Consider the following 13,459-nt stretch of genomic DNA (forward strand, 5'->3'; position numbering starts at 1 on the left):
GTGCTCCATGACACAGCAACGACAAGCACCCACCACTGAGAGTGTGCGCTTCGAGGTGAAAGACGGTGTGGCCTGGTTAGGGTTCAACCGTCCCCAAAGCCGCAATGCCATGACGTGGGAAATGTACAACGCCTTGGAGTACTACTGCGACACGTTAGCCGACGATACCGAGATCCACGCCCTGGTGCTTCACGGTGTCGGCGGGGAAGCCTTCGTGGCGGGTACCGACATCACCCAGTTTGCACATTTTGCGGAAGCGGAGGATGCCATTGGCTACGAGCGGCGCATCGACCGCGTGGTGGGAAAGCTGGAAGCCTTTCCGAAACCCACGCTGGCGCTGATCGAAGGGGCCTGTGTAGGCGGTGGCGCGGCGTTGGCGCTGGTATGTGATTTTCGCTATGCCACCGACACGCTGAAATTTGGCGTGCCCATTGCCAAGACGCTGGGCAATACGCTCTCCATTTCCAATGTGTCTCGACTGGTGGATATGGTCGGTATCCCGCGCACGAAAGAAGTGTTGATGATGGCGAAACTGGTGACGGCAGAAGAGGCGCTGGGCGCGGGTTTGGTCAATCAGCTGTTCGATGGGGCGGATATCTACGCCGAAGTTGCCACCATTGCCGCCGAATTTGCCAAATATGCACCCCTGACCCTGCAGGCCAGCAAGGCGCTGATCAATCGCGTGCAGGCCCAGCGGCGGCTCCCGGCCGATGCCAGCGACGATTGGGTGGCCACTTGCTACCTGAGCCAGGATTTCTCGGCAGCGGTGAACAAATTCGTCAATAAAACGCCTTTTGAGTGGCGCGGCCAGTAAGGCTGCCGCTCTGCTCAGTAGATGCCTATCACAGGCTTGAGGAGGAAAGCGCATGCTTCCTTTACAAGATATAAAAGTCCTCGATGTGTCACAAATCATGGCTGGTCCTTACTGCACCATGGTGCTAGCGGATATGGGGGCCGAGGTCATCAAAGTAGAGAAGCTCAATGGCGGTGATGACAGCCGTCAGATGGGGCCGTATGTGAACGGCGAGTCGACCTGCTTTTCGCAAATCAACCGCAACAAGAAAAGCATTTCACTCAACCTGAAAGACGAGCGTGCCCGCCAGATCTTTTATCGACTGGCAGCCGATGCGGATGTCATCGTCGAGAACTATCGGCCGGGGGTCACCCAGTCACTGTCGATCGACTACGACACCATCAAAGCCATCAACCCAGGTATCGTTTACTGCTCCATTTCGGGGTATGGCCAAACCGGGCCCTACAGCCACAGAGGCGGATTCGATCTGGTGGCGCAAGGCATGACTGGGCTGATGTCGATGACCGGCGAAGCCGGGCGGCGCCCGCTAAAAACCGGTATCGCGGTCTACGACATTGGCGGTGGCATCACGGCGGTCTATTCGATTTTGGCCGCCCACATCCACAAGATGAAGACGGGGGAAGGGCAGCATATCGATATCGCCATTACCGAATGCGGGTTGCCCTGGTTTACCTGGGAAGCGGCGGCTTACTTCTCTGAAGGCACCGTGCCTGGCCCCACTGGCTGGCGCCATCGGGTGTCTGCGCCTTATCAGGCGGTGAAGGCCAAGGATGGTTATTTGATGCTGGGCTGCGCCAACCAACGAACCTGGGAGCGGTTTTGCGGCGATGTATTGAAACGTCCCGCACTGATGGAAGACCCCCGCTTTCTGACCAACCATGACCGTGGCCAGCATGTGGATGAACTGGAGGCGCTGCTCGAAGAGCTGATGGCCCACCAGACCGTCGATGAGTGGCTGACACTCTGCGATACCGCAGGCGTACCGGCAGGCCCCATCAATGACTTTGCCCAGGCCATGCAGGATGAGCACTACTTGGCCCGTGGCATGGTGGAGGAGATGGACCATCCGGTGATCGGCAAAATGAAAACCATCGGCTTTCCCAGCAAGTTCTCACGCACACCTGCTCAGATCCGCTCTTCAGCGCCGCTCTTTGCTCAGCATACCGACGAGGTGCTCGAGCAATTGGGCCTGTCGGATGAAGAGCGTGACACACTGCGTGCCGAAGGGTGCATAAAGTAGTTTTTTTAAAAATTCAGTTTGAATTCATTATCCAATTTAGTGCCGTGCTGTTTCGCGATAACCGCATCACAACAACCGCATTACAACAACAATGAGGAAGCGACATCATGTTGAAGCTAGATTTTCACCCCTCCGGTCGTCATTTTCTGCAGATTCCTGGCCCATCGCCGGTGCCCGACCGCATCCTGCGCGCCATGAGCCTCCCAACGATCGATCACCGCGGGCCAGAGTTCGGCGCGCTGGGCCGCGAACTGCTGGCCAAGACCAAGCAGGTATTCAAGACCGAGCACCCGGTAGTGATCTACCCCGCCTCAGGCTCGGGCGCATGGGAGGCGGCGCTTGCCAACACCATGTCGCCTGGCGACCGGGTGCTGATGTTCGAAACAGGCCACTTCGCTACGCTGTGGCACAAGATGGCGCTGCGTCTGGATCTAACGCCGGAATTCATTGGTCTGCCGGGGTATGAAGGCTGGCGCCAAGGCGTGCAGGCCGAGATGATCAAAGAGCGGCTAAAAGACGACCCCGAGCACGAGATCAAAGCGGTCTGTGTGGTGCACAACGAAACCTCCACGGGGGTCACCAGTGACATTGCAGCGGTTCGTCGCGCCATCGATGAGGCCAATCATCCGGCCTTATTGATTGTGGATACTATTTCCGGGTTGGCCAGTGCCGATTACCGCCACGATGAGTGGGGCGTGGATGTCACGGTGTCCGGCTCACAAAAGGGTCTGATGCTGCCACCGGGCATCAGCTTCAATGCGCTCTCACCCAAAGCGATCAAGGTGAGCAAACAGGCCAAGCTGCCCAAGAGTTTCTGGGCCTGGGATGAAATCCTGGAAGCCAACCAGAACGGCTATTGGCCCTATACCCCCAGCACCAACTTGCTGTACGGCCTTAACGAGGCGCTCGACATGCTGCTGGATGAGGGTATGCCACAGGTACTGGCCCGCCACCAGCGCTGGGCGGCAGGGGTGCGTGCGGCGGTACAAGCGTGGGGCTTGGAGATTCAGTGCCAGGACCCCGCGCTGTACTCCCCGGTACTCACCGGGGTGGTGATGCCGGAAGGCGTGGATGCGGATGCCGTGCGCAAGATCATCTATGAGCGTTTTGACCTGTCGCTGGGAATGGGCCTTGGCAAGGCGAAAGGCAAGATGTTCCGGATCGGGCACCTGGGGGATTGCAACGACTTGACCCTGATTGCCACGCTGGGCGGCTGCGAAGCGGGCATGAAGCTGGCAGGCGTTTCACTGCGCGGCAGCGGTGTCTTGGCAGCGTTGGAGTACTTCGCGGCAAACCCGTTGCAAGCGTCAAGCGACCATCAGGCGCGTTAAAAAGGGGAGAAGTGTCATGACGTCACTGACCAGCCAACCTGCGCCTAGAGATGCCAAGATCAAGCCGATCAGCGGTCTGGCTGAACGGCTTTCACGAGAGCTCACAGGCGATGTCTTATTTGATCAGGCGACTCGGGGGCGTTATGCCACTGACGCATCCATTTATCAGGTAACCCCCGTGGGCGTGATACTCCCACGCCATCAGGAAGATTTGAAAATTGCCCTGGACATTGCCCGTGACGCCCACGTGCCGGTGTTGGCACGTGGGGCAGGCACCAGCCAGTGTGGTCAAACCGTGGGTGAGGCATTGGTCATCGATACCACGCGCTGGCTGAACCAAGTGGTGGAGTTCGACCCCGACGCACGCACCGTGGTGGTGGAGCCAGGCATGGTGCTGGATCATCTCAATGCTTGGCTCAAGCCCCATGGGCTATGGTATCCGGTGGATGTCTCCACCAGTGCCCAGTGCACCATTGGCGGTATGGCAGGTAACAACTCCTGCGGGTCGCGCTCTATTTACTACGGCAACATGGTGCACAACGTCGAGGGCATCGAAGCCACGCTGGCCGATGGATGCGACGTGAATTTCAGCTTTGTGGATGGGTTCGCTGAGGGCACAAGAGAACACCAACTTGCCCAGCAGGTAAAAGCCATTGCCGAGCGGATCGGCCATGATATTCGCGACCACTTTCCCAAAGTGTTGCGCCGCGTGGGGGGCTATAACCTCGACCTGTTCGACTGCCAAAACCCTATCCCCTATGACTCGAATGGGCGGGCGAATTTAGCGCACTTGCTTATCGGCTCTGAAGGAACGCTCGGGGTAAGCCGCCGTATCAAGCTGAAGCTGTCGCCGCTCCCCGAACAAAAAGTGCTGGGGGTCGTCAACTTCCCCACGTTCTATCAAGCCATGGATTTTACCCAGCATATCGTCAAGCTGGGGCCGATGGCGGTCGAACTCGTCGACCGCACGATGATTGAGCTCTCGCTTGAGAATCCGGCGTTCAGACCGGTGATCGAAAAAGCGCTGATCGGCAAGCCGGAAGCCATTTTGCTGGTGGAGTTTGCCGGGCAAGACCGAGATGACCAGCTTGAAGCGTTACGCCGCTTGAATGAGTTGATGAGTGATTTAGGACTGCCCGGCAGCGTGGTGAATATGCCGGAGGCGGCCGAGCAGAAAGCGCTGTGGAACGTGCGCAAGGCTGGGCTCAATATCATGATGAGCATGAAAGGCGATGGTAAGCCGGTCTCCTTCATCGAAGATTGTGCCGTTCCCCTTGAGCACCTTGCCGAGTACACCGCAAAGCTCACCGAGGTATTCAATCGCTATGGCACGGAGGGCACTTGGTACGCCCATGCGGGGGTCGGCACGCTACACGTTCGCCCCATTCTGGACATGCGCCGCGACGGGGCGCAAAAAATGCGTGAAATCGCAGAGCTGGCCTCTGCGCTGGTACGTGAGTACAAGGGCGCATACTCGGGTGAGCACGGCGACGGTATTTGCCGTGGCGAGTGGGTTGCTTGGCAGTTTGGCGAGACCATCAATGATGCTTTCCGCGAAGTGAAACAGCTCTTTGATCCGCAGAACCTGCTTAATCCTGGAAAAATCGTCGATACCCCGAAAATGGATGACGAGCGCTACTTCCGTTTTCCGTCCACCTATCAGCGTATTCCGATGACACCGGTATTCGATTGGTCCTCCTGGAACGTGAAGCGAGATCCGCTCACGGGTGAGCAAACGCCTCCTGGCAGTGCTGGAGACACGACCCATGGCTTGGCCATGGCGGTTGAGATGTGCAACAACAACGGCCACTGTCGCAAGTTCGATGCAGGCACCATGTGCCCAAGCTACCGCATCACCAAAGAGGAGCAGCACCTGACTCGGGGCAGAGCGAATACATTACGGCAAGTGCTCTCGAGGCAGTTGGGGGATGAAGGACTCGCCAGCGATGATGTAAAAGAAGCGCTGGACCTATGCGTTTCTTGTAAAGGCTGCAAACGCGACTGCCCCACGGGCGTTGATATGGCCAAGTTCAAGATCGAAGCGCGGGCGGCTCGAGTGCGTGCCAAAGGCCTCACGTTGCGTGATCGCATGGTCGGCGAAATGCCCCGTTACGCCCCTTGGGCTAGCCGGTTCTCAGGTTTGGTGAACGGTATCGAACGGGCTCCCTGGCTGGCGAAGCGCATCAAGCAGGCGCTCAAGCTCGCCCCGCAAAGAGCGCTCCCCGCGTTTAACGGCAACTTCCTGGCGACGGCGGCCTCTTCGTCAACCGCTGAGAGGCCAACTGCAGAGAGGCCGATTGCAGAGAGGCCGATTGCAGAGAAAGAAGTCCTGCTGTTTGTGGATACCTTCAATAACTATATGGAGGTCGATAATGCCTCCGCCGCCAAGCGAGTGCTGGAGGCCGCTGGTTATCAGGTTCATCTTAACGTGACCCAAGGTCAGCGGCCGCTCTGCTGTGGCCGCACCTACCTCTCTTCGGGCCAGTTCGAGAAAGCCAAGGCCGAGGCACAGCGCACGCTGGATTTCCTGATGCCGTTCGTGGAGCGTGGCGTGGCCGTGGTGGGGTTGGAGCCCTCGTGTTTGCTCAGCATGCGTGATGAATTCTTGCAGTATGGCTTTGGCGAACAGGCGCAGGCATTGTCGGAAGCTGCCTATCTGTTTGAGGAGTTTTTGCTACATGCTCACTCGACAGGAGCGCTGTCGTTAACGCTCAAGCCCATGGAAGGCCAGCGCGTGATGCTGCATGGCCACTGCCACCAGAAAGCGTTTGATGCGTTGCGTCCGGTAGAACAAGTGCTGAGCTGGATTCCTGGCGTGGCGGTCGAGACGATCGAGTCGTCCTGCTGCGGCATGGCAGGCAGTTTTGGCTACGAAGCCGAACACTACGAAGCCTCGATGAAAATGGCAGAGCTGACGCTGTTGCCTGCCGTGCGAAGCGCGAATGAGCAGGCGGTGTTGGTGGCCGATGGCACCAGCTGTCGCCATCAAATTCAGGATGGCAGCGGACGCCAAGCGATTCACGTTGCTCGTCTGCTGGCGCAAGCGCTAGCCTGATAGCGATAACCAACAAAAGGAGCGTTACGTGGCCATCTATCAATTTGGCGAGCATCAGCCCGCTATTCATGAAGACGTATACATTGCCGACACGGCGGACGTCATCGGTCAGGTTACCCTGAAGGCTCGCGCTAGCGTGTGGTATCAAGCCGTATTGCGCGGCGACAGCGACCATCTGGACATCGGTGAAGAGAGCAACATTCAAGATGGCGCCGTGCTGCACGCGGACCCCGGCTACCCGCTGAAGGTAGGAAAGGGGGTGACCGTCGGGCACCAGGCGATGCTGCATGGCTGTACCGTAGGGGAGGGCTGTTTGATCGGCATTCAGGCGGTAGTGCTCAACGGCGCCGTGATTGGCGAGAACAGCTTGGTAGGCGCGGGGGCCTTCATCAAGGAAGGGGCGGTATTTCCGCCAAACTCGTTGATCGTCGGTTCACCCGCCAAAGTGGTCAGAGAGCTGACGGCGGAGGCGGTGGAAGCACTGAAGCTCAATGCGCAAAGCTATGTGATTCGAGGCCAGCAGCATGCAACGACTCTGAAGCGGATTGGTTGAGGTGAGTAAGTCGTAAAAAATTTACCCCCAGGCAATGCCTGGGGGTAAATCGTTTTACGGGGTTGAGAAGAGGACTACATCAACGGATCTGTCACCCCTAAAACATAAAACGCAATCATCGCGATAACGCCGGTGAATACCAGGTAGTAGATGGTCGGGATGATCGTTTTACGAATGGTGGTACCTTCGCGTCCCAAGAGACCAACGGTCGCTGATGCTGCCACCACGTTGTGAATAGCGATCATGTTACCTGCCGCAGCACCAACGGCTTGCAGTGCCACCATCATGGCCGTTGATAGTCCCAGTGTTTCAGCGATGCTGAATTGGAATTCTGCCAGCATGAGGTTAGACACCGTATTGGAGCCCGCAATGAAAGCCCCCATTGCCCCGACGGCAGGCGCAAAGAACGGGTAGATACCGCCCACACCGTTAGCCACTGCTTGCGCCATCATGACCGGCATCGAGACTAAGTCGGCACCGTTAACACCAGAGTTGATCAGAATCCGCACCATCGGCACGGTAAAGATCAGTACGAAACCAGCTCCGAAAATGGTCTTGGTGGACTCGGAGACTGCTGCGCTCATCTGGCGAGGGTTCATCTTATGCAGGAAGTAAGTGATGAATACGACGGCTAGGATGATGCCGCCCGGCAGATAAAGTGGTTGAACGCCACCGCTCACGCCTGCTTCGCCGAAGATATTGGCCCAGTTCAGGTTAACCGAGGTCAACGCCGCCCGCAGTGGCTCGATGGTACGAGAGGCCACCAGGAACAGTGCTAGCAGTACATAGGGTACCCAGCCTTTGAAGGTGGACATTGGGGCTTTACCGGCCACATCGTCGAGCTTGATTTGCAGATTACCGATCCACTCATCAGGCCACGAGGTCGATTCAGGGAAGTCCCAGGTCTCTTTGGGCAGCAGGAAGCCTTTACGAGCAGCAGGCACCACGATGGCCAAGCCCACCATTGCCCCAATCATGGAGGGGAACTCCGGGCCAAGCAGTACGCCTACTAGCATGTAGGGCACCACGAAAGAGACACCCGTGAAGATGGCAAACGGTGCAATCGAGAGCCCCTCTTTCCAAGAGCGGTTGGCACCGAAGAAGCGCACCATTACCAGCACGAGGATTAGCGGCATCAAAATACCCACGATACCGTGGGTGATCGCCACCGAACTGGTCACCTGTTGAAAAAACACGTCCCAGGTGGAGCCGTTCGCTTCCAGCTGAGCAGTAATGTCAGCACGGTTCAAGCCGCTGCCGACACCCACGACGATCGGCGTGCCCACAGCGCCAAACGATACCGGCGTGGATTGAATCATCATGCCCACGACCACCGCGGCTAGCGCCGGGAAGCCCAGCGCTACCATCAGCGGAGCGGCGACAGCCGCCGGTGTGCCGAAACCGGAAGCGCCTTCGATGAAGCAACCAAACAGCCAAGCAACGATCAACGCCTGTACGCGGCGGTCAGGGCTGATGCCCGAGAAGCCGTTACGGATCGCGGTAATGCCTCCCGAGTGCTTGAGCGTGTTGAGCAGCAAGATGGCGCCGAAGATAATCCACAATAGACCAGCGGTTTGGATAAGACCCTGTACCGTGGATGCCGCCACGCGGCTAAACGACATATCCCAGGCGGTCAGACCAATGATGGCTGCCGTGAGGAAGACAATTGGCATCGCTATTTTGGCCGGAATCTTAAAGCCTATGAGCAATATTCCGGCTAGCAACAGCGGCAGAAACGCCAGAAGAGCGAGTATAGATTCATTCATGGGAGGAACGGCCCCTTGTTATTGATTTGGTATGCTCCGCGAAAGCCAACTTGTCATTGCAATGATAGTTGGGTCAGCGTGAAAGATACGGTCAGGCAGGCTGAATGACTACATTGGAAAATTGGTCTTACCAGTAAATAGGCGCAAGATAGCATGGGAACCAAGCGGTCGTTTTAAAATAAGATGTTGTTTTTATGGAGCTTTAAAGTTTGCGTTAGCATGCTAGCTAGGTGGGCCTCATTAGACTAATAGACAGTGTGAAGCGCTTGCACCGACATCGCCAAACGCGCCGCTTGCGCTGTCGATCACTTAGACTCACTGTAGTGGCGATGCCCCCCAATGACAAAAGGAGTATGACTCGATGGCAATCACCCTTTATGACCTGTGCGGCCGTGACGAACGCCTGCGTTTTTCTCCCTATTGTTGGCGTGTACGTATGACGCTGGCCCACAAAGGCTTGGAGGTCACCACCGTGGCTTGGCGCTTTCAGGAAAAAGAGGCGCTCGCGTTTGCCGATTACGACAAAGTTCCCGTGCTGACGGATGGTGACAACGTGGTCACCGATAGCTTTGACATCATGCGCTACTTAGACCGCGCTTACCCAGATGCCCCCGTGGTGGGTGAAGGGATGAGTCTGCAGCGCTTGATGCTGTTCAAGCAGTCGGTAGAGCGGAGCATTACTCCTGCGCTATTCAAGATCGTTGCGTTAGATCTGTTAGCCGCGATTCATCCTGAGGATCGTGATTACTTTCGTAAAACACGTGAGGCGCGCTTTGGAGCTACTTTAGAGGCCGTCAACGATCCTGAGCAGGGGCGACACCTGTTGAAGCAAGCGCTGGTACCGGTGAATGCTCAGTTGAAAGAGAGCCCGTTTTTAGATGGCGATACCCCAAGCGGTGCCGATTATTTGCTGTTTGGCAGCATGATGTGGGCCTACACCGTTTCAACCGAAACACTAGTGGATGAAAAAGACCCTGTCGCGGCTTGGTTCAAGCGTATGCTAGAGGTGCACGATTCAGTGGCAGGCAAGGCCGTCACTGTTCGTGATCTATAATCGTTGAGACGGCCATAAGCCGTCAGACGACCCACAGGCAACACCAACGACCTAGGTCGTTGGTGTGAAAGGAGATGGCGATGATCGACCTGTACTACTGGACAACCCCGAACGGCCACAAAATCTCCATCATGCTCGAAGAGACCAAACTGGCGTATCGCGTCAAGCCGATCAATATTGGTCGGGGGGAGCAATTTGACCCTGAATTTTTGACCATTGCGCCGAATAACCGTATCCCAGCCATCGTGGACCATGCCCCGAAAGATGGCGGCCAACCCATGGCGCTATTCGAATCTGGCGCTATTTTGGAGTATCTCGCCGACAAGACGGGCCAGTTTCTACCGACAGAAGGGCGCGAACGTTACGTGGTGCTGCAGTGGCTGCATTGGCAAATGGGCGGACTGGGTCCCATGGCGGGGCAGAATCACCACTTCTGCCACTACGCGCCGCAAAAAATCGAGTACGCCATCGAGCGTTACGTGCGTGAGACCAATCGTCTTTATAGCGTGCTGGATCAGCGGCTTTCCCAGCAGCATTTTGTTGGCGGTGACCGCTACTCCATTGCCGATATGGCGATTTATCCCTGGATCGTTCCCTGGGAGAAGCAGCGCCAAACGCTTGAGGAGTTTCCCGATCTTGAACGCTGGTTCGACGACGTCTCGCAACGCCCCGCCGTGCGTAAAGCCTATGCCTTAGTGGAAGATGTGAACCCCGAGTCAGGCGTGACGATGGATGCTGAAGCTCGTAAGCACCTGTTTGGAAATCGTTAATCAAACGGCCTTTTCGAGCGTCCGAGAGAACGACAGATGAGCAAGCGCAGTATGACCAAAAATCATGTTGCGCTGCACAAAAAGCGCTGCTAGCTTTGTGGGTAGCAAAGGCAAACGCCCGCTTACGACCTGCGTCAATGCAGGCCGAACCACTATCTCACTCAAGGAGATTATGTGATGAACAAGGCCGCAGAAAAAACCAGCCAACAGTTCGACTCTGTTTTCGTGTCCCCGATGCGTTCTTACACGCTCGCTGCGCTGAACTACTACGAGCAGCTAGTGGGCGCGCAGATGGATGCAGCCCGTGCCTACTCCGACATGACCATCGCCCAAGCGCGTACATGGTTAGACGTGAAAGACGCGGACAGCTTCAAAAAAGCGATGGAGAGCCAGCAAAAAACCGCTACCGATCTAATGGAGCGCATGAAAGGCGACTCTGAAAAAGTCACCTCCATTAGCCAGAGCTTCATGCAAGACAGCCAGAAAATGGCCGAAGAAACCACCAAGAAAGCGGTAGAGACTGCCAAGCAGTAAGCAACCGTCTGATGGCAAAGATGCCGCGCCCAGAACCGATTCTGGGTGCGGCATTTTTTTGGGATGGAGGAAAGATGACTAGGATGCCTCGTCAGCACGGGCTCGAAGACGGAAGCGCGCGATGCGAATAATTTGTTGAATCGCGGTTTCACGCTCCTGGGCCAAGCCGTTATCCAAACGCTCTTCAAACGCCGCAAGGATGTCGTAGCGATCCAGACCTTTCACCGCAATCACGAACGGAAAGCCGAATTTCTCTTTATAAGCGGCGTTCAGCTGTTCGAAGCGAGTAAATTCCTCGGGCGAGCACTGGTCGAGCCCTGCGCCGGCCTGCTCGCTGGTGGAGTCGTGGGTCAACTCGCCCGCCAACGCTGCCTTGCCCGCTAGATCGGGGTGGGCGCGAATGACGTCAATCTGCTGCTCAGGAGTAGCTTGTCGAAGCATCAAGCCCATCAATTCGGCCAGTGCATCAGGGGCATCATGCTCTTGGCGTAAGCCGTGTTGCCAAGCGGCTTCCGCCACCCAGGGGGAGTGCTCATACACATCACCATAGTGGGCAATGAACGTTTCCAAGTTGGATTGGCTGGGAAGAGGGAATAACGTGAGTGAGGTGGCGGTTGACACAAAAATTCTCCAGGCGTGCGAAAAGGGAAATGCTGTATACAATAAATAGCATCGACGGTACTCTTTGACCAATAGGTCAAACCCTACTCATAACGTCTATTCATAATGCCAACAACCTCGCCAATGTAAGGAGTGACAATGGGACGCTTAACTACCCACGTGCTGGATACCGCCAAAGGGCAGCCCGGCCAAGGCATTACCATTGAAGTCTTTCGGCTAGCGGGCGGCCACCGCGAGCACTTAGGCTCGACCGTCACCAACAGCGATGGCCGTTGTGATGCGCCTCTTTTAGAAGGCGATGCGCTCACGGCCGGTGAGTATGAGTTAGTGTTCCACGCGGGGGACTATTTACGCCGTCAGGGTATCGAAGCCGCCGAGCCACGCTTTTTAGACGCGATTCCGCTGCGCTTTGGCGTAGCCGATGCAAGCCAGCACTACCACGTGCCGCTGCTACTCTCGCCGTATGGCTACTCGACCTATCGCGGTAGTTAAGAGGGCAGATCATGCAAGCGTACATCATCGAATTCGTCAACCTGCTGCTGCGCTGGCTGCACGTGATTGCGGCCATTGCCTGGATCGGCGAATCGATTTACTTCGTCATGCTCGATAACGGCCTGCGCACTCCCAAAGCCGCTGAAGATCGTGAGAAAGGCATCTTTGGTGAGATGTGGGCCGTTCACGGCGGCGGTTTCTATCATAACCAGAAATACGCGACGGCCCCCGCCAAGCTGCCCAACGACCTGCACTGGTCGTTCTGGAAAGCCTATACCACGTGGCTATCGGGGTTTGCGCTGTTCGTCATTCTTTACATGGTGAATCCCGGTTTTTACTTGGTGAACCCGGACAGCAACTGGGCCTGGGCGGCTAACCTGACCGGTTGGCAGGCGAACCTGCTGGCGCTTGGCTTCCTACTCGGCGGCTGGGTGGTTTATAACGAGCTATGTAAGCGCATCAGTCCCAACATGGAGCGCGATGGCCTGCTGAGCATTGCCGTGGCGGTGATGATGGTGGTGGTGGCCTACCTAAGTACCCAGATGTTCACCGGACGTGCGGCGTTTCTACTCACCGGCGCGGTGATGGCCACGGCCATGTCGGCCAACGTCTTTTTCTGGATCATTCCCGGCCAGCGCCGCATGGTGAAAGCCATGAAGGCGGGCGAGGCTCCCAACCCGCTAGACGGCAAGCGCGGCAAGCAGCGTTCGGTGCACAACACCTACTTCACGCTCCCCGTAGTACTGCTAATGGTGAGTAATCACTACTCCTTTATCTACGCCCATGAACTTGCTTGGGTAGTGATGGTGCTGTTCATCTTTGCCGGTGCGTTGATTCGTCAGTTCTTCGTGCTGATGCATGCCGGGAAGATTCAGCCTGCTTACCCGGCGGTGGGCGTTGGACTGATTCTGCTCGCGTTCTGGGTGGCGGCGCCCAGCCCAAGTAGCACCGCAGAAAGCACTGGCGGTGCGCCCACACAAGCACAGATTTCTGGATTGATTGAGCAACACTGCACCCAGTGCCATGCCCGCAACCCTGAGCACGCCGGTTTCTCCGCGCCACCGGCAGGCTATGCCTTCGATAGCTGGGACGATATTCTAGGCCACAAAGCGCACATCCAGCAGGTCGTTGGCAGTCGCTACATGCCACTGGGTAATATCACCAACATGAGTGACGAAGAGCGCGATATCATTGCGGCCTGGAAGGAGTGATCAGTGATAAGAGTCGCG

At 56.7% G+C, this 13,459-nt stretch carries 12 protein-coding genes; 10 read left to right on the forward strand and 2 right to left on the reverse strand.

Annotated elements, in window-relative coordinates; all coding sequences use genetic code 11:
- The first annotated feature begins 7 nt into the window (after positions 1 to 7).
- The 5 genes from FHJ80_RS07545 to FHJ80_RS07565 all read left to right on the forward strand — a co-directional run bounded on the left by FHJ80_RS07545 (position 8) and on the right by FHJ80_RS07565 (position 6,993).
- Complete coding sequence (locus tag FHJ80_RS07545; protein ID WP_139526402.1) at positions 8 to 814, forward strand: enoyl-CoA hydratase; 807 nt, start codon at positions 8 to 10, stop codon at positions 812 to 814.
- 52 nt (positions 815 to 866) lie between these two features.
- The gene (locus FHJ80_RS07550; RefSeq protein WP_139526403.1) at positions 867 to 2,054 is read left to right on the forward strand and encodes a CaiB/BaiF CoA-transferase family protein; all 1,188 of its coding nucleotides are present in this window, start codon (positions 867 to 869) and stop codon (positions 2,052 to 2,054) included.
- 107 nt (positions 2,055 to 2,161) lie between these two features.
- Entirely contained in the window at positions 2,162 to 3,385 is a 1,224-nt protein-coding gene (locus FHJ80_RS07555; RefSeq protein WP_139526404.1) for an alanine--glyoxylate aminotransferase family protein, read from the forward strand.
- 16 nt (positions 3,386 to 3,401) lie between these two features.
- On the forward strand, positions 3,402 to 6,440 hold the full coding sequence (locus FHJ80_RS07560) for an FAD-binding and (Fe-S)-binding domain-containing protein (protein ID WP_139526405.1): 3,039 nt from the start codon (positions 3,402 to 3,404) through the stop codon (positions 6,438 to 6,440).
- A gap of 28 nt (positions 6,441 to 6,468) precedes the next feature.
- Positions 6,469 to 6,993, forward strand: coding sequence for a gamma carbonic anhydrase family protein (locus tag FHJ80_RS07565; protein ID WP_139526406.1), 525 nt, complete (start codon positions 6,469 to 6,471; stop codon positions 6,991 to 6,993).
- Between the two features lie 74 nt (positions 6,994 to 7,067).
- Here the strand turns inward: FHJ80_RS07565 and FHJ80_RS07570 are convergent, their stop codons facing one another.
- The gene (locus FHJ80_RS07570; protein WP_139526407.1) at positions 7,068 to 8,759 is read right to left on the reverse strand and encodes an L-lactate permease; all 1,692 of its coding nucleotides are present in this window, start codon (positions 8,757 to 8,759) and stop codon (positions 7,068 to 7,070) included.
- A 361-nt stretch (positions 8,760 to 9,120) separates the two neighbouring features.
- On the opposite strand from FHJ80_RS07570, the gene FHJ80_RS07575 reads away from it, so the two are divergent.
- From FHJ80_RS07575 to FHJ80_RS07585, 3 genes are all read left to right on the forward strand, one after another.
- On the forward strand, positions 9,121 to 9,813 hold the full coding sequence (locus FHJ80_RS07575) for a glutathione S-transferase N-terminal domain-containing protein (RefSeq protein ID WP_139526408.1): 693 nt from the start codon (positions 9,121 to 9,123) through the stop codon (positions 9,811 to 9,813).
- Between the two features lie 80 nt (positions 9,814 to 9,893).
- Positions 9,894 to 10,583: a glutathione binding-like protein gene (locus tag FHJ80_RS07580; RefSeq protein WP_139526409.1), complete on the forward strand. Its 690-nt coding sequence runs from the start codon at positions 9,894 to 9,896 to the stop codon at positions 10,581 to 10,583.
- Between the two features lie 177 nt (positions 10,584 to 10,760).
- Complete coding sequence (locus FHJ80_RS07585; protein ID WP_139526410.1) at positions 10,761 to 11,117, forward strand: phasin family protein; 357 nt, start codon at positions 10,761 to 10,763, stop codon at positions 11,115 to 11,117.
- A gap of 78 nt (positions 11,118 to 11,195) precedes the next feature.
- On the opposite strand, the gene uraD is transcribed toward FHJ80_RS07585, so the two are convergent.
- On the reverse strand, positions 11,196 to 11,738 hold the full coding sequence (gene uraD / locus FHJ80_RS07590; protein WP_139526411.1) for a 2-oxo-4-hydroxy-4-carboxy-5-ureidoimidazoline decarboxylase: 543 nt from the start codon (positions 11,736 to 11,738) through the stop codon (positions 11,196 to 11,198).
- A 138-nt stretch (positions 11,739 to 11,876) separates the two neighbouring features.
- Here uraD and uraH point away from each other — a divergent pair, with 138 nt between their 5' ends.
- Together uraH and FHJ80_RS07600 are read left to right on the forward strand one after the other, a co-directional pair.
- Positions 11,877 to 12,230, forward strand: a complete 354-nt coding sequence (uraH, locus tag FHJ80_RS07595) for a hydroxyisourate hydrolase (protein WP_139526412.1) — start codon at positions 11,877 to 11,879, stop codon at positions 12,228 to 12,230.
- Between the two features lie 11 nt (positions 12,231 to 12,241).
- Complete coding sequence (locus FHJ80_RS07600) at positions 12,242 to 13,441, forward strand: urate hydroxylase PuuD (RefSeq protein ID WP_139526413.1); 1,200 nt, start codon at positions 12,242 to 12,244, stop codon at positions 13,439 to 13,441.
- Positions 13,442 to 13,459: the final 18 nt, after the last annotated feature.

Source organism: Halomonas sp. BL6 (genome assembly GCF_006228115.1).
In the GTDB taxonomy this organism is placed as follows: Bacteria; Pseudomonadota; Gammaproteobacteria; order Pseudomonadales; family Halomonadaceae; genus Vreelandella; species Vreelandella piezotolerans.

Bases quoted from the DNA above. Each gene is read 5' to 3' on its own strand.
- FHJ80_RS07555 (WP_139526404.1), top strand. From the start codon at position 2,162: ATGTTGAAGCTAGATTTTCACCCCTCCGGTCGTCATTTTCTGCAGATT.
- FHJ80_RS07545 (WP_139526402.1), top strand. From the start codon at position 8: ATGACACAGCAACGACAAGCACCCACCACTGAGAGTGTGCGCTTCGAG.
- FHJ80_RS07560 (WP_139526405.1), top strand. From the start codon at position 3,402: ATGACGTCACTGACCAGCCAACCTGCGCCTAGAGATGCCAAGATCAAG.
- FHJ80_RS07600 (WP_139526413.1), top strand. From the start codon at position 12,242: ATGCAAGCGTACATCATCGAATTCGTCAACCTGCTGCTGCGCTGGCTG.
- uraH (WP_139526412.1), top strand. From the start codon at position 11,877: ATGGGACGCTTAACTACCCACGTGCTGGATACCGCCAAAGGGCAGCCC.
- FHJ80_RS07580 (WP_139526409.1), top strand. From the start codon at position 9,894: ATGATCGACCTGTACTACTGGACAACCCCGAACGGCCACAAAATCTCC.
- FHJ80_RS07585 (WP_139526410.1), top strand. From the start codon at position 10,761: ATGAACAAGGCCGCAGAAAAAACCAGCCAACAGTTCGACTCTGTTTTC.
- FHJ80_RS07570 (WP_139526407.1), bottom strand. From the start codon at position 8,759: ATGAATGAATCTATACTCGCTCTTCTGGCGTTTCTGCCGCTGTTGCTA.
- FHJ80_RS07550 (WP_139526403.1), top strand. From the start codon at position 867: ATGCTTCCTTTACAAGATATAAAAGTCCTCGATGTGTCACAAATCATG.
- FHJ80_RS07575 (WP_139526408.1), top strand. From the start codon at position 9,121: ATGGCAATCACCCTTTATGACCTGTGCGGCCGTGACGAACGCCTGCGT.